Annotated in this window: 16 protein-coding genes and 1 pseudogene; 2 read left to right on the top strand and 15 right to left on the bottom strand. The window is 64.8% G+C overall.

Going from position 1 to position 16,710, the window contains the following annotated elements; genetic code table 11:
* Positions 1-66 precede the first annotated feature (66 nt).
* Together ACFWB0_RS21905 and deoC are read left to right on the top strand one after the other, a co-directional pair.
* Positions 67-1,323 carry an RNA-guided endonuclease InsQ/TnpB family protein gene (locus ACFWB0_RS21905; RefSeq protein ID WP_378492504.1) on the top strand — a complete coding sequence of 419 codons (1,257 nt, stop codon included), beginning with the start codon at positions 67-69 and terminating at the stop codon, positions 1,321-1,323.
* A 109-nt stretch (positions 1,324-1,432) separates the two neighbouring features.
* Complete coding sequence (gene deoC / locus ACFWB0_RS21910; protein WP_378492505.1) at positions 1,433-2,116, top strand: deoxyribose-phosphate aldolase; 684 nt, start codon at positions 1,433-1,435, stop codon at positions 2,114-2,116.
* Here deoC and ACFWB0_RS21915 read toward each other — a convergent pair.
* From ACFWB0_RS21915 to ACFWB0_RS21985, 15 genes and pseudogenes are all read right to left on the bottom strand, one after another.
* Positions 2,109-3,629 (bottom strand): ABC transporter substrate-binding protein, encoded by a 1,521-nt coding sequence (locus tag ACFWB0_RS21915; RefSeq protein WP_378492506.1) that lies wholly within the window; start codon positions 3,627-3,629, stop codon positions 2,109-2,111. The genes deoC and ACFWB0_RS21915 overlap by 8 nt on opposite strands.
* 262 nt (positions 3,630-3,891) lie before the next feature.
* Positions 3,892-4,491, bottom strand: coding sequence for a TetR/AcrR family transcriptional regulator (locus ACFWB0_RS21920; protein WP_378492535.1), 600 nt, complete (start codon positions 4,489-4,491; stop codon positions 3,892-3,894).
* A gap of 63 nt (positions 4,492-4,554) precedes the next feature.
* Positions 4,555-4,989, bottom strand: a complete 435-nt coding sequence (locus ACFWB0_RS21925) for a nitroreductase family deazaflavin-dependent oxidoreductase (RefSeq protein WP_378492507.1) — start codon at positions 4,987-4,989, stop codon at positions 4,555-4,557.
* 7 nt (positions 4,990-4,996) lie between these two features.
* Positions 4,997-6,253 carry a cytochrome P450 gene (locus ACFWB0_RS21930; RefSeq protein WP_378492508.1) on the bottom strand — a complete coding sequence of 419 codons (1,257 nt, stop codon included), beginning with the start codon at positions 6,251-6,253 and terminating at the stop codon, positions 4,997-4,999.
* The gene (locus ACFWB0_RS21935) at positions 6,250-7,035 is read right to left on the bottom strand and encodes an SDR family NAD(P)-dependent oxidoreductase (protein ID WP_378492509.1); all 786 of its coding nucleotides are present in this window, start codon (positions 7,033-7,035) and stop codon (positions 6,250-6,252) included. The genes ACFWB0_RS21930 and ACFWB0_RS21935 overlap by 4 nt, the downstream gene beginning before the upstream one ends.
* Before the next feature lie 28 nt (positions 7,036-7,063).
* Positions 7,064-8,290, bottom strand: a complete 1,227-nt coding sequence (locus tag ACFWB0_RS21940) for an amidohydrolase family protein (RefSeq protein WP_378492510.1) — start codon at positions 8,288-8,290, stop codon at positions 7,064-7,066.
* A complete protein-coding gene (locus tag ACFWB0_RS21945; RefSeq protein WP_378492511.1) occupies positions 8,287-9,756 on the bottom strand; it encodes an aldehyde dehydrogenase family protein in 1,470 nt (489 codons plus the stop codon). The genes ACFWB0_RS21940 and ACFWB0_RS21945 overlap by 4 nt, the downstream gene beginning before the upstream one ends.
* 83 nt (positions 9,757-9,839) lie before the next feature.
* Positions 9,840-11,063: a thiolase family protein gene (locus ACFWB0_RS21950; RefSeq protein ID WP_378492512.1), complete on the bottom strand. Its 1,224-nt coding sequence runs from the start codon at positions 11,061-11,063 to the stop codon at positions 9,840-9,842.
* Complete coding sequence (locus ACFWB0_RS21955) at positions 11,060-11,302, bottom strand: Zn-ribbon domain-containing OB-fold protein (RefSeq protein WP_378492536.1); 243 nt, start codon at positions 11,300-11,302, stop codon at positions 11,060-11,062. Before ACFWB0_RS21955 ends, ACFWB0_RS21950 begins: the two co-directional genes overlap by 4 nt.
* A gap of 33 nt (positions 11,303-11,335) precedes the next feature.
* Positions 11,336-11,491: pseudogene (locus tag ACFWB0_RS21960) on the bottom strand (zinc ribbon domain-containing protein); the annotation flags it as partial.
* Positions 11,491-12,720, bottom strand: coding sequence for a CaiB/BaiF CoA transferase family protein (locus ACFWB0_RS21965; protein WP_378492513.1), 1,230 nt, complete (start codon positions 12,718-12,720; stop codon positions 11,491-11,493). The gene ACFWB0_RS21965 and the pseudogene ACFWB0_RS21960, both read right to left, overlap by 1 nt.
* Positions 12,710-12,940 (bottom strand): ferredoxin, encoded by a 231-nt coding sequence (locus tag ACFWB0_RS21970; protein WP_378492514.1) that lies wholly within the window; start codon positions 12,938-12,940, stop codon positions 12,710-12,712. Before ACFWB0_RS21970 ends, ACFWB0_RS21965 begins: the two co-directional genes overlap by 11 nt.
* A complete protein-coding gene (locus ACFWB0_RS21975) occupies positions 12,933-14,534 on the bottom strand; it encodes an AMP-binding protein (RefSeq protein ID WP_378492515.1) in 1,602 nt (533 codons plus the stop codon). The genes ACFWB0_RS21970 and ACFWB0_RS21975 overlap by 8 nt, the downstream gene beginning before the upstream one ends.
* A gap of 150 nt (positions 14,535-14,684) precedes the next feature.
* Positions 14,685-15,764, bottom strand: coding sequence for a phosphotransferase (locus ACFWB0_RS21980; protein WP_378492516.1), 1,080 nt, complete (start codon positions 15,762-15,764; stop codon positions 14,685-14,687).
* A 117-nt stretch (positions 15,765-15,881) separates the two neighbouring features.
* On the bottom strand, positions 15,882-16,631 hold the full coding sequence (locus tag ACFWB0_RS21985) for a DUF2993 domain-containing protein (protein ID WP_378492517.1): 750 nt from the start codon (positions 16,629-16,631) through the stop codon (positions 15,882-15,884).
* Positions 16,632-16,710 lie beyond the last annotated feature (79 nt).

The raw sequence follows: 16,710 nt of genomic DNA on the forward strand, positions 1-16,710 counted from the left end.
CACTGCGTGTCTGCCACATCTGACAAACCCAATCTCATCCATGACACCAAAAGTTATCGTCGGGGTGTGCTCAAGCGATACCGCTACCGCGCCTATCCCACAGGGGAGCAGCACAGGGCGCTGTCTCAACTGTTCGGGTGCTGCCGGGTCGTGTTCAACGATGCCCTCGCCGCGAGAGAATCCGCCCGCAGGGCGGGCCGGCCGATCCCGAGTAAAGGTGAGTTGTCGGCGGCGCTGACCGCCGCGAAAACGACTCCCGAACGGGCGTGGCTGGCTGAGGTGTCCTCGGTGCCGTTGCAGCAGTCCCTCGCAGACCTGCATCGCGCGTACGCGAACTTTTTCGATTCCCGCACCGGGAAACGCAAGGGCCGCAAGGTCGGTGCGCCACGCTTCAAGAAGCGGACACATCGCCAGTCTGCTCGTTTCACCCGCAACGCCGGGTTCTCGGTTCTCGAGCCGGGCGCCGGTGCCGGGTTTGTGCGGTTGCCGAAGATCGGGCGTGTGCGGTACGAGTCGTCGCGGCCGTTGCCGGCGGACCCGTCGAGTGTGACGGTGATCCGTGAGGCGGACGGTCGGCACTATGTGTCGTTCGTGGTCGACGAGCCCGTGCCCGTGCCTGTTGTGGTTGTCCCTGAGTCGGCGCCGGCCCGATGCGCGGGCATCGACGTCGGCCTCACTGACCTTGCGGTGATCGTGTACGACGACGGTACTCGTGAGAAGATCGACAATCCTCGCTGGTTGCGGTCGAAGGAACGGCGTCTGGCCCGCGCCCAGCGGGCGTACTCACGCACCATGAAGGGGTCGAAGAATCGGGACAAGGCGCGCCGGAAGGTCGCGGCGGCGCACCGGAAGGTGCGCGAGACGCGCCTGGATCACCATCACAAGCTGGCATTGAGGTTGGTCCGCGAGAACCAAGCGGTTGCCCTCGAGGGATTGTCGGTGGTGGGTTTGGCGCGCACGAGGGTGGCGAAGTCGGTGCACGATGCCGGCTGGTCGATGCTCAGGCGGTTGATCGAGGAGAAGGCCGCCCGGTATGGCGCGGTGGTGCACACGATCGGCCGGTGGGAGCCGACGTCGCAGGTGTGCGCGGGTTGTGGGGTGTGGGACGGGAAGAAGCCGTTGGGTGTGCGGGTGTGGGTGTGTCCGTCGTGTGGGTTGGTGTTGGATCGGGATTACAACGCTGCTGTGAATGTGTTGCTCGCCGCTGGGCTGGTGGAGAGGGTAAACGCTTGTGGAGGGAGCGTAAGACGTGTGCTTGCATGCGCGGACCCGGTGAAGCAGGAACCCGCTGAACAGACCGCACCATGTGGTGAGGCTGCGTAGGAATCCTCTGCGTTCACGCGGGGGAGGAAGTCAAGAATCAGCACGCCCGTAGCGTGCACCGCTGTCGCCGGGCCAGGCAAATGATTTTCACCTGTGGAAAGCTGACGGCATGCCGGATACCACCTTCTCCCGCTCACACGTCGCGTCGATGATCGACCACACCCTGCTCAAGCCCGAAGCGTCCGCGGCGGATGTGCAGGCACTCGTCGACGAAGCCCGGGAGCTCGGTGTGTACGCGGTGTGTGTCTCACCGTCGATGCTGCCGTTGCGGGCGGAGGGCGTGGCCATCGCGACGGTGGTGGGCTTCCCCTCGGGCAAGCATCATTCGCTCATCAAGGGTGCCGAGGCGCGCCTCGCCGTCGAGCAGGGTGCCCGTGAGGTGGACATGGTCATCGACGTCGGAGCTGCGGCGGCGGGGGACTACAACGCGGTGCTCGCCGACATCCTCACGGTCCGCGAGGCGATCGGGTTCGATGTGGTGCTCAAGGTGATCATCGAATCGGCTGTGCTCTCGGACGAGGCGATCGTCGAGGTGTGCCGGGTCGCGGAGAAGGCGGGCGCGAACTTCGTCAAGACCTCCACCGGGTTCCATCCTGCCGGAGGTGCCTCGGAACACGCGGTGCGGATCATGGCGGAAACGGTCGGCGGCAGGCTCGGGATCAAGGCGAGCGGCGGCATCCGCACCGCGGAGGACGCGGCGCGGATGCTCGAGGCAGGAGCGACCCGGCTCGGTCTGTCCGGTAGTCGGGCGGTTCTCGACGGATTCCCGGACAGACCTTCTCGGATCAGTTGATCCAGATTTCCTCCACCAGAGGTGAACCGAGAGTGTAGAGCTCGACGCCGTGGACGTCCTTGCCATAGATGATGGCGGGTGTCGCTCTGGTGTAGAAAACGCCGACGGAAAGGTCCGCGAGCCGACTCTCGACCGTGTTGTAGGCCTCGACGCGTTCGTCATGTGACGTGGACTCGCGTCCACGGTCGAGCGCCTCGTCGAGTCCCGGGTCGCTGACGCCCATGAAGTTTCCGGGCGACGTGGAGTGGAAGGCCGACCAGAGGCCGTAGTCGGGATCCTGGACGATCGCGGACGTGATCGACATGTCGAAGTCGCGTGCTGCGGTGCGCGCCTGTGCGTTGGCGATGTCGTGGATCTCGACCTTCACGTCGACATTGTCGTAGGCACTGAGCTGCGCTTGGACGGCTTCGGCGAGCGTCTTGCTCTCACTGGCCGGGTAGGACATGAACGTGAACGACACGGGCTTGCCCTCGGCAGCCAGCTCGTCGAACAGCTTCTGCGCTTCCTCGGAGTTGGTGTCGGGGAAGGGCATGTCCTGGTAGTACGGGGATTCTTCGGAGAACAGGGTTTCCGGCACGTCGCCCTCGCCGTTGTAGACGATGAGGTTCAGGATGTCGGTGTCCAACGCGAGCTGCACGGCTTGTCGGGCACGGATGTCATCGAACGGTGCCCGACGATGATTCATTGCGATGATCTGACCGCCGCCGGTCGGAACGACCTCGGTGTTCAGTCCCTGTGCCTCGGCCGCGATGATGTTGTTGGGGCTGGACTCGGACGCGAGATCCGCTGCGCCGGTGGTCATTGCGTTCATTCGTTGAGTGGCTTCATGCGCCGTGCGGATGGTCAGGGTGTCGAGATACGGCTTGGGTGCGTCCCAGTAGTCGGGGTTCTTCTCCATCTCGATCTCACCCTGGCGCGTCCAGCGCACCACCTTGAACGGTCCGGCCCCGGCCGGATTGTCGTCGAATGCTGTGGTGCCCTGCTCCAATGCGGTGGGGGAGGCGATCCAGTTCAACGACGTCGCAGCGATGCCCTGTGCGAATTGGGGATTCGGCGCCACCAGGGTGACACGGAGGGTCTCGGCATCGACTGCGTCGGTGTTCGCGATCGAACTGGCGACCCGGATCGCGGTGGAACCGGTTGCCGGGTCCTTCAAGCGGTCCCAGTTGTACTTCACGGCTGCGGCATCGAGGGGTGTGCCGTCCGTGAAGGTCAGCCCGGGCTGCAGCTTCAGATCGAAAGTGGTTCCGTCGTCGGTCGTGGAGAAATCGGTGGCCATCTTGTATTCGATCTCGAAGTCTTCGGTACTGTTGATCATGAGCGTGCCGTAGAGGGCATTTCCCAAGGGCGCCATGTGGGCCCATGTGTTCGACAGCTTCGCCGGGTCGAGTGTAGGTGGTTCTGCGACTTCCAGGATCGTGGCGGAGCCGCCGGCGACGGGCTCACCGCCGTTGGCGGAGGAACCCGAGTCGGAGGTATCGCCGCCGCCGCACGCGGCGACGAAGGCGAACAATGTGAGGGACAGTAATGCGGCCGGTAGCTTCCGTATTCGTCTGCGGCGGATCATCGACGACCTCTCGATCTGGTTGTGGGGTTGGGGAGTTCGGCGAGCGATGCTCGAGGGCCCTCGTGGCGACACGGCAGTGACACAGGCGAACTGCAGTGCCATGCCGTAGCCGTGCGCGACGAGACGGTTCGAGCCAGAAAGGGTATGGCACGTGATGGGCCGAATCGGACTGGGCATCAGCCCTATCGAATTCGGTGAAGTAGTGAGGTCAGCGCACCGTGCTACCGAGAGCACGTAGGCAGAACTGCCACAGCTGCTCCTGGACCTCCGCGACGGTGCCTGCCGCGTACGCATAGTGGTGGTACACCGAGCGAGTGAGCTCGACGATGAACCAGGCGTCCTGCTCCGTGTCGGTGGACGTCACGAGACCCGCAGCTGCGGCGGCCCGGATCTCGGTGTGGATGAGGTCGACCAGAGGTCGGTCGGCCTCGGCCAGCTCCTTCGGGAAGACACGATGCAACCTCCAATGGGTCGCCACGATGAACTGGGCCAGCGTGTAGCGCTCGGGGTCCCTCGACCGGCCTCCCAGCGACGCGGTGATGAAGAACCGGAGCCGTTGCAGAGGGTCGACGAGATCATCGGCAGCGGCGACCATCTGTCGGCACGCGTCGGTGAGCCCGTCGCTGATGACAGCGAGGAGCAATTCGTCCTTGCTCGCGAAATAGCGATAGAAGGTCTGGAGGGCCACCCCGGCTTCCTTCGCGAGTTCCTGGGTGGTGAACGCGTCGCCCTTTGCCTCGACGAGGCGGTGGGCCGCGTCGAGAATCGCACGGATCTGATTCTCGACGCGCGACCGCGACCGCTGCACGGCCACCGATCGTTCGACCGCTCGTTCTTCAGCCCGGGACATGGTGTCTGATTCTAGACGTCGTCACGTCGGTGAGAGGACCACGACCGGGATGTCCCGGTCGGTTCGGGACTGGTAGAGGTCGTAGTTCGGCCACGCGTCCGTGACGATCTTCCAGAGCCGCGGCTTCTCCTCTGCGCTGGCATTTCGCGCCACCACCGACATCGTCGTGTCCAGTACCTGCACCTCGGCGTGCGGATCGGCCTGCAGGTTCTCGTACCAGAGCGGATGCCTTGGTGCGCCACCCTTCGACGCAACGACGAGATAGTCGTCACCGTCCTGGGCGAAGATCAGCGCGGATGTCTTCGGCTCGCCCGAACGCCGGCCGGTCACGGTGAGGAGGAGTGTCGGCACACCGTTCCAGATGTATCCCTCCTTCCCCCCGCTTTCCCGATAGACGCGGATGTGCTCGTCGCCGCGGAGGCTGATGTCCGTCTGTGTGTACTCGGTTTCTGCCATGGTCACCTCACTTGGTATCGAAGAGGACGGGAATCGCGGTGGCTCCGCGCTCGTACATCCCGACGAGCCGCGGTGGCTCGGCGGCCGGATCGAGCCGAAGCCCGGGGAGCCGGTCGAGCAGGGCGTTGATTCCTACGGTCATCTCACCGCGTGCTACGTGCATGCCCAGGCAGATGTGAGCTCCCTGGCCGAATGCGAGCGTCGACTTCGTAGACCGGGTGATGTCGTACTCGTCGGGTCGTTCCCATCGCTCGGGATCACGGTTCGCGGCAGCGACGCACAGGTGAACGACCGAACCCTTCGGAATGTCCTGACCGTAGAACTCGATATCTTCGGTGACCCACCGCGAGAACATCGGGTCGGTGGGCATCCAGCGCAGGGTCTCCTCGATTGCCGCGCGCAACAGGGACCGGTCCTCGCGTACCTTGTCGAGCACATCCGGACGCTGAAGCAGTGCGGTGATCGTGGTTCCCATCTGCTTCCAGGTGGTGCCCGATCCTGCGGCGAGCAGCAACAGCGAGAAGGTGTAGATCTCCTCATCCGAAAGGCGCTGTGTGGTACCGGATTCGTCGGTCCGCTCGGCCTGCACCAGAACACTGATCAGGTCGTCCTGCGGTTCCTCTCGCCGTGCCGCGACGATCGGAGCGAGGATGTCGATGATCTTCTGTTTGTCGCGGGTCAAGGCCTCACGAATGTCGAGCGCCTGCTCGATCGGCACACCGAAACTTCCTGTGATGGTGAGAATCGGTATGGCAGCGCAGAAGTCGACGTTGAGTTCGGCATGTCCGTCGTCGACGAACCCGTCGATCAGGAGGTGGACCGCTTCCTCGATCCAGTTCTGGATCCACCACTGTGCGTTCGACGGAAGGAACGACGGCTGGACCAGACTGCGGTACTGCCGGTGCTGCACTCCGCCCATCGACAACATGCTGTTGTGGACGAGTGAACCCGATTCGGGGTCGATGTCCACGGCTTCGGGAGACGACGCGAACACCCTCGGATTCCGGAAGGCTTCGTTGCAGGCCTCGAAACTGAACACCGAGAAGTGCTCGCGGTCGGGGTACGGGAGCCCCTGGAACATCAGCGGCTCCGATATTCCGGTGAGCTCGTGCACCGTGCCCGGATGCACCGGCTTCTCACTGCGGAGCCGATGCCAGATCGGATACGGATCGTCCGAGTAGCCGCCGCCGGTCGCCACGTTGTACGAGCCGCGCAGATCGAACAGCTCCCGTACCCGCTCTCGATCGAGCGATGTCGTTTTCATCGTGCGACGTACCCTCCGTCGACGGGCAGGACCACACCGGTCACGTTCTTCGACATGTCGGATGCCAGGTACAGGATCGCTTCCGCGCAGTCCTCGGCCGTGATGAAACGGCCGAGGGGATGCTGGGTGGCGATGCGATCGGTGACTTCGGGTCGTGCACCCATCTCCGGATCCAGCCCGCCGGCGGTCATGAACCCGGTCAACGGCATCCCTGCGGGAGCGATGGCGTTGACCCGGATGCCGTGCGGTGCGCCCTCGATCGCCACCGCGCGTGTCAACTGGTGTACGGCGCCCTTGGTGGCGCCGTACACCGAGCCGCCCCACGCGACGAGCCCCGCGACCGACCCGGTGTTGACGATCGCACCGCCCGAACCCTGCTTCTTGAACTGCAGGACGGCATGCTTGCTCCCGAAGAAGACGCCGCCCAGGTTCACCCCGACCAGCCGTTCGAAGTCTTCGCGGGTGTGTTCCTCGAAGGTTGCTCCCAATCGCGGGGTGGGGATTCCGACATTGTTGACGAGGATGTCGAGCTTGCCGTACTGCGTGACCGCCGCGTTCACCATCGCTTCGACCTGGTCTTCGTCGGACACATCCGTTGCGGCGGCCGTCGCGGCGCCACCGGCGGCCTCGACGAGGCGGACGGTCTCTTTCGCCTGATCCACATCTATGTCGGCGCACACGACCTGTGCACCTTCTTCGGCGAGGCGCAGGGCGGTCGCGCGGCCCACTCCTGAGCCCGCGCCCGTCACGATGGCGGACTTGTCTTCGAGCAATCGATTCATGACATATTCCTGTTCGGCCGCAGCAACGTCAGACACCGGCCAGGACCGGGGGCTGTGCCGGAGTGAAGCGGTACAGACGCTCGGCGTTGCCGCGCAGGATCTTGTACTGCTGTTCGGTCGTCAGGTGCTCGATCTGCTTCTTGACCACCGAGATGCAGTTGGGCCAGGTGGAATCCGAGTGCGGGTAGTCGGTCTCGCACATGATGTTGTCCTCGCCGATCTCGTCGATGCTGGCGATACCGTGGTGGTCCTCGATGAAGCAACCGAAGATGTGCTTGCGGAACACTTCCCGAACATCCAGTTCACCCAGATCCAGGTCGTTGTTGCCGTGGTCGCTCCACTGCGCACCGCGCTGGATCCAGTAGCGCTGCTTGTCGAGCACCTGCTCGGCACGTTCGAGGAAGTACGGCACCCAGCCGATCTCACCCTCGGACAATGCAATCTTGAGGTTGGGGTAGCGCTGGAACATGCTGCTGAACAGCCACGTCAGCATCGCCCCCGAGGTGCGTGTCGCGCCCCAGGCCAAGTTGGCCAAGAACGGCGAATCCTTCGAGATCCGCGGCACCGTCGACGACGAGCCGACGTGCATCGACACGACCATCTCGAGATCGTTCGCGGCGGCCATGACCGGATCCCAGTAGCGATCCTTGTCGTGGATGGTCGGCAGACCCAGCGGTTCGGGATTCTCCGAGAAGGCGAACGTCGTGGCGCCCTTCGCTGCGCAGCGCTCCATCTCCTTCGCCGCAAGGGCGGGATCCCACAGCGGGATGAGGATCAGCGGAATGAAGCGACCTGGAGCGGCGCCCGCCCAGTCCTCGAGATGCCAGTCGTTGTAGGCCTGCAGACAGGTGAATCCGAACTCGCGATCGCTGGCCTCCATGAACATCTGCCCGCAGAAGCGAGTCACTGTCGGAAACGACAGTGATGCAAGGATTCCGGCCTGATTCATGTCTTCCACGCGAGCGAGCGGATCGTAGCAACCGGGACGCATCTCGTCGTAGTTCAGGGGCTCGGGGCTGAACTCCTCCTTGGACTTGCCTGCGACGGCGCTGAGGCCGCTGCTCGGGAACTTCTTGCCGTCGTAGACCCAGACGTCCATCCCGGTCTTGTCGTCCTTGATCATGTGGGGTGCACGATCGCGGTCCTTCTTCGCAACCCGATCGACCCACAGGTTGGGCGGTTCGAGGATGTGGTCGTCGACCGAGACGAGCCAGTCCAGGTCGAGGTTCGTGGTGTCGTTCGATGCAGCTGTCATTTCGGGAGTTCTCCAATCGACATGTGCTTGACTTCCTGGAATTCGCGGATGCCCTCGGGGCCACGTTCGCGTCCGAGTCCGCTCTGCTTGTAGCCCCCGCTGGGTGCGAGTGCGCTGAACACGGTGGTGTTGACGTTGACGGCGCCCGCACGGATCCGGCGGGCCACCGCGACTGCAGCGGCGGCGTCGGCGCCGTAGACCTGCCCGGACAGCCCGTAGACGCTGTCGTTGGCGATCCGCACCGCATCGTCGACGTCGCGGTAGCCGATCACCCCGAGAACCGGTCCGAAGATCTCCTCCTGCGCGGCCGGGTTGGAATTGTTCGGCAGATCGAGGACGGTCGGCTCGAAGTAGTAACCCCGATCGAGGCCTTCCGGACGCTTACCGCCGGCCCGGACCTTGGCGCCCTGCTCCTCCGCGAGTTGCACGAACCGCTCGCACTTGGATCGCTGTGCCGCGCTGATCACCGGACCCATCAGCGCGGTCGGATCGGTGGGGGACCCCACCTTGATCGAGTTATACGCGGCGGCAACGCGTTCGAGTACCTCTTCCTTGTGCTCCTCCGGAACGAGCATGCGTGTCGCCGCGACGCAGGCCTGCCCTGCGGTGCGGGCCACGACGCCCATGGCGCCGATGCCGACCCGCTCGAGCGCGTCGGGCAGGTAGATCTGTGCCGATTTGCCGCCGAGCTCGAGAGACAGTCGTTTCACCGTCGGGGCCGCTTGCGCGATGATGTTGCGTCCGGCGACGGTGGATCCGGTGAACGAGACCATGTCGACCGCGGGATGGGTCGTCAGCAGCTGCGCGCCTTCGGTGCCTTCCTCGGCGACCACGCTCAGGACACCGGGCGGCAGGCCTGCGGCGTCGGCCGCATGCCCGAAGATCAACGATGACAGCGGGGTCAACGGACTCGGCCGCAGGATCACCGAGTTGCCCGCCATGAGTGCCGGAATCAGCTTCTGCAAGGCCATGATCAGAGCCGCGTTGTACGGAGTGATGGCGGTGACCACTCCGACCGGTTCGTGTCGCAGGATGCTCAGCGCGACCCGCCCCCGTGTCAGATCGTCGACCGGAACCCCGGTGGCCTCTTCGTGTCGCATCGACAGGTAGAGGTCGATCGTCTGCCGGGCAATGGATATTCCCGTACGGCACTGGGTTTCGTCGGCGAACCGCACGGGCTGCCCGGCCTCGGCGACCAGGGTGTCGACCAGCGTCTCGTGATTCGCCTCGAGGTGGTCGATCAGTGTGTGCACCGACTGTGCCCGGTCGCGGGGTGTGCGCTGCGCCCATATTCCGTCGTCGAAGGCGGTCCGAGCGGCGAGGATGGCGCGCTCGACTTCGGCAACGGGTGTCGCGCTGACGTCGGCCACGTGAGTTTCGTCGGCCGGGTTCTCGACTGCGATGACCTGGTCGCCGGTGACCCATTTGCCGGCCACATAGGTACGACGTTCGGTGAGGATACTCAAGACGCCCCCTTTTCCCTGCTAGTAGTAGAACATAGTTCTCGTTAGGGCAACAGTGAGATTGCGAGTTTCTGAAAAATGATGCGTCAGAAGCGATTGGCGGAGTACACCACGGCACCGCCGTAGTGTGGCGACGAGTGACACGCCACCGCGGTGGTCAGGCCGTCACGCCCCCGGGTACCTGCGCGTCCGGAGAGTTGGAGATAACACTCGAGCATTTGTGGAACACCGTGCATCCGGCCGTTTCCGAGCGCGCCACCTCCGGACAGCGCCGGAATCGCCCCGGGTCGGTCGCTGTCGATTCCGCCTTCTTCGACGAACCGGTGCGCCTCGCCCGGTGGACACAGGCCCAGGGATTCGAGCCAGAACCACACGAACGGGGAGAAACCGTCGTAGACCTGGGGGAGATCGATCTCGCGCATGCCGATTCCGGAGGATTCCTCGAGTCGGCGAACCAGATCACCACCGGCTCCGAGGATGTCGTCGAGCGGCCAGTGCAGGGGAAGTCGTCGTCGCGTCGGTGTCGCGTTCGCGTACCCGGCGATGTACACCGGCGGGTGGGGGAGATCCTTCGCGCGCTCGGCGCTCGTGAGCACGAACGCGGCGACGCCGTCGACCGGGATATCGCAGTCGAACCTGCGCACTGGATCGAACAGTGCTGGTGCGGAAAGGTATTCGTCTCGATCCAGCGGGCGGTCGTACCAGAACGACCACGGGATCCGTGCACCGTTCTTACGGGCCTCGGTCACCACGGCCGCCATGGACTCGGGTTTGGCACCGTACCGCTGCAGGTACTCGTTGTACGGCAGGGCGATCATGGCCAGTGGACCGAAGAAACCCTGCGGCGCGGTCCACTGCTGTGGGCCGTGTACCGCTTGCATCGGATTACCGTGGTAGCTCCCCGTGGGATTGTGCAGCGCTCGATGCACGATGACGTAGTCGGCGGCGCCACTGGCAATCGCGTTGACCGCCATCGACACCGAGCCGGTCAGCTGGCCGATCCCGTCGAATCCTGCGACATAGCGCGGGGTACCGCCCAGTCGCCCGGCCAGCCACGCGGACGACACGGTGCTGACGCCGTCCTCCACGACCCGACCGCTCGCGCTCGGCATCAGGCTCGAACTGACGTAGCCGTCCACCTGCTCGAGTTCGAGGCCGGCATCTGCGACGGCTGCGCGGGCGACGTCGACGGTGAGGGCGCCGAGCGTGCGACCGGCAGTGCGTCGGATATCGCTCTGTGCGTAGCCCACGATCGCCACCTTGTTGCGAGCGAAGCTGCTGGTGTCACTGCTGCGAGCGAAGCTGCTCATGATGCGATCTCGAATGCCGGAACCGACAACTCGGAAGACAGCTGCTCGAACGCGGTGACGACCGGTGTACCGATCCGGAGTTCTGCGTCGGGCCCGTCGAGCAACCGGCCGATCAACCGCAGTTCGGACTGCTCGGCGAGTTCGACGTCGACCAGGACGAACGGAAGGAGGTCGTCGAATCCGGGGAGGAAGGATTGGCGGACGATCGTCCACGATCGCACGGTGCCGCGCCCGCTCACGGTAACGAATTCGAAAGCGGGGTCGGTGGATCCACAGTTCGGGCACACGCTGTCGGGTGGGTGCGCGAAAGCGCTGCACTCCCGGCAGCGCGCCAATTCGAGTCGATGTGCGGCTGCCGCAGCCCAGTACGGTGCCGACGTCGTGTCGGGCACCGGCAGGGGTCGGTGTGTCGTCGTTTCGTGTGCCATCACGGGATGACGCCCTTGTCGGCGAGCGATCCGATCCGTTCCCAGTCGTAGCCGAGTTCGAGCAGCACGGCTTCGGTGTGCTCACCGTGCTCGGGGGCGCGTCGCAGGACGGGAGGTTCCTGATCCAATTGGACCGGTACGGCGGGCAGCCGGTAGGTGTGCCCGTCGTCGAGCCGGACCTCGCCGACGTACCCGTTGGCTGCGACCTGCGGGTCGTCGATCACATCGTGCACAGACTGCACCGGGGCCCAGGGCGCGTCGAGCTCCGCGAGGATCTGCTTCCACTCGTCCAACGTGTGCTTCGCGAAGATTCCGTCGAGTTCCTCGACGCACGCCACACTGTTCTCCCGACGAGCGGCCATATCCACGAACAGGGGGTCGTCGACGAGGTCGTCGCGCCCGATGAGGCGAGCGAAGGCGGGCCAGTAGCGATCCCCCTGCAGGAACATCAGCTGGATGTGCCGAAGATCGCGGGTCCGGTATGTGCCGGTGAGCGGATTGACCTGTGGCCCACGGCCCGTCACCGAGGCCACGTCGCCTCCGTTGAGTGCGACGAGTAGGTCGGACGACAGCATCCACATCGCGGTGGCGAGCAGCGACACGTCGACGACGGTTCCCGACCCGGTCTTCTCTCGTTCGAGGAGCGCGGTCGAGATTCCGAATGCCAGGGCCATCGCGCCGTTGCGGTCGCCCATCGCGCCGCGCTGACTGATGGGGTAGTCGCGTTCGGTGGGGGTGAGTGTGTGACCGACGCCGCCGCGTGCCCAGAACGCTGAGCTGTCGTATCCGGGCTTGTCGGAGTCGGGTCCGCGGACACCGAACCCGTGTCCGCGCGCGTAGATCATGCGCGGATAGCGCAGGCGCAGCGTCTCGGCGTCCAGACCGAGTCTCTCGAGGGCACCCGGACGGAGGCTGGTGATGAACACGTCCGCAGAAGCGAGGAGTTCGTGCAGCACAGCGAGACCCTCGTCGCTCCGGACATCGAGCGCGATCGACCGTTTACCGCGGTTGGCCAGGGCCATCGAGAGGTTGGGGCCACCACGATCGGCGCCGATGCCCTGCGTCGCGAGGCCGCGATATGGATCACCCTCGGGCGGTTCGATGCGGACTACGTCTGCGCCCCAGTCGGCAAGGAGGGCCGCGGCGACGGGAACGAACACCCATTGCGCGAGTTCGACGACGCGTACCCCGTCGAACGCCTGCGGCTTCGTCGGCGGTTCACCGCTCATCTCGGTCGGCTCCTTCGACGCTCCGCATCAGAGTGATGGCGCCCGTGGGGCATCCGGATGCTGCGACTTCGACGTCCGACACCTCCGTGACGATCGGCGTTCTCACCTCGGCTGTGGCGTCGCTTCCCATCGCGAAGGTGCCGGCGGCGTACGAAACGCAGACGCCTGCGCCCATGCAGATCTCACGATCGAGTTCGACCAGGTACTGTTCGTCAGACATGCGATGCCTCCGGTGTGCGTTGTTGCGCTGCGTCGGCGACGAACTTCCGGATCCGATTCTTCTGCACCTTTCCCGATGCGGTGCGCGGGAAGTCGTCGACCTCGTGCACTTCCTCCGGCCACTTCTGCCTGGCCACTCCGGCCGCTGCGAAGTGGTCCCTGACTTCGGCCAGCGTGGGCATGGAGTGCCCTTCCACGAGTCGCAGTACCGCAGCCACGCGTTCGCCCAGTCGCGAGTCGGGCGCTGCGACGACGATGGCTTCCGCGACCGGTTCCATGGTGAGCAGCGTGTCTTCGACGGCTGCGGCGCCGATGTTCTCGCCGCCGCGGATGATGAGGTCGGACATTCGATCGGTGATGGTGAGATACCCGTCGTCGTCGATGGTCCCGACGTCGCCGGTGTGATACCAGCCGGCGTCGTCGAATGCGCGTGCGGTCAGGGCTTCGTCGGTGTAGCCGAGACACAGGTCGGGGCCGCGGCTGACGATCTCCCCGTCCTCGGTCAGGCGGATCTCGACACCCGGCCGTGGGCAGCCGTCGGTGAGCAGCCGCTTGTCTTCGGGGGCGGTGGTGGCGGATCCGGTGATGGACGGATGTTCGGTGCTCCCGTACGAGCGGGTGACGACGAGACCGAGATCGGTCAGCCGTCGTGGGACCGACGCCGGTACCGTGGATCCGCCGAGGCCGATCGGGCCGAAGAATCGGAGGTGGTCGGGCGTGAAGTCCGGATGGTCGAGCAGACTGGTGACGAAATACGGTGGGCCACCGCCGATCGCGACGCCGTCGGAACCCATGAGCGCGATGACGCGGGTGGGATTCCACTCGTCGCACATGTCGGCGGGGATCGCGTCGAGGACGGGGAACAGGACGGCGCCCAGCATCCCGATGAAGTGACCTACCGGCAGAGCGGTGAGCTGGCGCCCTCGACCGGGTTCGTAGTTCGACATCAATTGCCGCGTCTCGCAGATGAGCGTTTGGTGGGTGTGGATGACGCCCTTCGGGTTTCGGGTAGTTCCCGAGGTGTATGCGACGATCGCGGGAGCGGCAGCGTCCACCTCGACGAGGCTGTGCAACGGCTCGTCGGCGAGTAGATCGTCGAAATCTTGTCCGACCACGCCGACGATCGGCACATGTGCACTCACCTCCGGCGTGTACGTCATGCGGCCGAACTGTGCGGCCGTGATGAACACGTGAGGCTCGGAATCCTCGAGTATGAAGCCGAGTTCCTTCGGACCGTAGAAATGGACGATCGGAACCGTCACTGCGCCGAGAAGGGCGGATGCCCAGAAGGTCGCGGCGGCTTCCATCCAGTTCGGCAATTGCATTGCGATGACATCGCCGGGGCCGACTCCCCGGGCTTTCAGGCCTGCGGCGAGTCTGCGTGCGACGAGTTCGACCTCGGCGAAGGTCCCCCTGTACGGGCGAACTGCGAAATGCACGTGAAATCCCATGCCGGGGTGCTTCTTCAGTCCGTCTGCGAGGATTTCCCCGAGTGTTTCGCGGGTCCACCACCCCTGTTCTTCGTAGTGACTGCGCAGGGATGGGGGGACTTCGCGGACAATCGAGCTCAGTCGATTCGTAACCAACGGTTTCACAACACCTTTCGCAGATGCAAGTCGAGATCAGCGCGCGGCGTAGGGAAGGGCTGTTGCCGAGGGCGCGCAGTAACTGCATGTCGAGGTAGAACGTGATTCTTGCCCACCCTGCCATGATTCCCGTACGGATTCAATACCCGGATCGGTGGGTCAGCAGGGGGCCGAGAACAACTCGGCGGAGAGGGCATCGTGATCGGCGACCGCGGTGCTGAGCCGGTGCAGCAGGATCTCGATCAGGCGCGGCTCCACTTTGACGGTGATGCCCCAGAGGTAGAGGCCGCGCACCATGCCGCGTCGAAGTGCGCGCCGTGCCGGGTCGATCTGCGGTGGCTCGATGCCGTGTGAGGCAAGGCAATCGAGGTAGTGCGCGAGCAGGTCGTCCTCGGTGCGACGTCGTTCGTCGGGCGGCAATGCGGTTGCGATGTGGGTACCCACGTCCATGTACCACATGCCGCGTTGGACGAGTTGCCAATCGACGAGGCTCGGGCGGCCGTGGCCGTCGAGGTAGATGTTGCCGACGTGCGCGTCTCCGTGGATCACGCACCAGTCGGACGTCTCGTACTCGGACGCGAGGGCCTCGACCAGGCCCAGATAGGCGGAGACCAGTCGGGGTGCGTCCTTCAGTTCGTCGGGTACCCGTATGCCGTTCGGTCCGTGGAAGTTACGGTCGATACGTGCGGTGATCTCCTCGATGCCCATCGCGCGTATGGCGCCGGTGAGCCGCGGTGCCAGCCACCGCTGGTGATCCCACCGGGAATTACCCCACGTGGCGGCGTGCAGTTTCGCGTACTCGGCGAGGCTCACCGCCACCTGGTCGGGGGTGTAGTCGCTGCCGGCGTCCAGGAAAGTGCAGTTCTGGGGGACGACGTCCTCGGTGATCACGACACCGTGGTGAGTGTCCGGGTCGAAATCGGCGTACATGCTCCGGAGGGTCCGCGCTCCGATGTGGTCGCGGAGGTCGCGGTAGAACAGCGCTTCGGGCTCACCGGCGGCGCGGGTCGTCCGGCCTTCTTCGTTGAAGTAGCCCTTGATGCAGAGTTCGGGGGACAGGCCCTCGGGAATGTCGCCTGCGCACTCGATCGTGAAGCGTGCATTGGTGGACACGCGGTCCACGACCGGTCCGAGCGTCGCTGCCGTCACGTCGATTCCGGGGAACCGGGGTTGCAGAGCAGACGTGAGCCATCCGGGCGACAGGGCTTCATCCAGGGTGTCCGGGACGGCCGCGGTCATGAAGCGAACCTCGGGCCATAGTCCCTGCAAAAGGTAGAATGTGATTTCACCATGGCAAGAATGTAGTACTTCTTATGGTGAGAGTCACACTCTTTTTTGAAATCCCAGCTCTCGGGGCTAGGCGAGCAGGCCGCAGCTTCCCTGCTGCTGCTGTTGCTGACCTTCCGGCGCCTCCGGCATCACGAAATGCCCGCCCTCGAGCGCCAACTGCACGCCGGACTCGGACACGCCCACGTCGGTGGCCTGCATGCCCAGCGGGTACTGCTGCAGACCGGACGTGAGTATCTCGACGACACCGTCGACGAGTGCGGTCGGCAGCCCGATCCCGAAGAGCGAGGCGTTGGTGGTCTCCACCGTCACCGTGCCGTTGTTCACCACCGGTCGCGCGGTGAACTCGGCAAGTCCCTGCCCCCCGACCGTGAAGGTCAACGTTCCTGTAGACGCGTCGGTGGTGACATCGGTGACGAGCGCGCCCACCGACTGGCTCTGAACCGTCGCGAGGATCCCGCTCGTGGGCCAATCGATCTCGGCGCGCGAGCTGCCGATCGTCCCGGAGCCCTCGGCGGAGTCGCGCAGATCGACGTCCTGGACCTCTGCGTGCACCTGCATCTGCTGCGCGGGACCGAATGCGGTGTCGTCGCTCTCGAAGGTCACCGACGGTACCTGGCGATCGAGAAGTTGCAGCAGCACCGGCTTCCAGCTCAGGTCGACGTCGACCCCGGTACCGAGTTCGCTTTCGAAGGACTGGGCGAGGCATGTCGTTGCGCGATTGCGAACGTAGACCTCGGCGCCCACGAGGACCGCGACAAGCGCCGCGATGACGATGACGGCGATTGTGGTGAGGCGACTGCGCTTCGGTTGCGTCATGTGGCCGATTGTTCCGGACGAGTCTGAAAATCACATGAGCAGACACGTACCAACTGGATGAATTATGTGAGCTTTGACA

The organism is Rhodococcus sp. NPDC060086 (genome assembly GCF_042730275.1).
In the GTDB taxonomy this organism is placed as follows: Bacteria; Actinomycetota; Actinomycetes; order Mycobacteriales; family Mycobacteriaceae; genus Rhodococcus.

What these genes read in the sequence shown, in the direction of transcription:
- ACFWB0_RS21970 (WP_378492514.1), bottom strand. Translation starts at nt 12,940, where the DNA reads ATGTCTGACGAACAGTACCTGGTCGAACTCGATCGTGAGATCTGCATG.
- ACFWB0_RS21930 (WP_378492508.1), bottom strand. Translation starts at nt 6,253, where the DNA reads ATGAAAACGACATCGCTCGATCGAGAGCGGGTACGGGAGCTGTTCGAT.
- ACFWB0_RS21985 (WP_378492517.1), bottom strand. Translation starts at nt 16,631, where the DNA reads ATGACGCAACCGAAGCGCAGTCGCCTCACCACAATCGCCGTCATCGTC.
- ACFWB0_RS21940 (WP_378492510.1), bottom strand. Translation starts at nt 8,290, where the DNA reads ATGACAGCTGCATCGAACGACACCACGAACCTCGACCTGGACTGGCTC.
- deoC (WP_378492505.1), top strand. Translation starts at nt 1,433, where the DNA reads ATGCCGGATACCACCTTCTCCCGCTCACACGTCGCGTCGATGATCGAC.
- ACFWB0_RS21925 (WP_378492507.1), bottom strand. Translation starts at nt 4,989, where the DNA reads ATGGCAGAAACCGAGTACACACAGACGGACATCAGCCTCCGCGGCGAC.
- ACFWB0_RS21950 (WP_378492512.1), bottom strand. Translation starts at nt 11,063, where the DNA reads ATGAGCAGCTTCGCTCGCAGCAGTGACACCAGCAGCTTCGCTCGCAAC.
- ACFWB0_RS21980 (WP_378492516.1), bottom strand. Translation starts at nt 15,764, where the DNA reads ATGACCGCGGCCGTCCCGGACACCCTGGATGAAGCCCTGTCGCCCGGA.
- ACFWB0_RS21935 (WP_378492509.1), bottom strand. Translation starts at nt 7,035, where the DNA reads ATGAATCGATTGCTCGAAGACAAGTCCGCCATCGTGACGGGCGCGGGC.
- ACFWB0_RS21965 (WP_378492513.1), bottom strand. Translation starts at nt 12,720, where the DNA reads ATGAGCGGTGAACCGCCGACGAAGCCGCAGGCGTTCGACGGGGTACGC.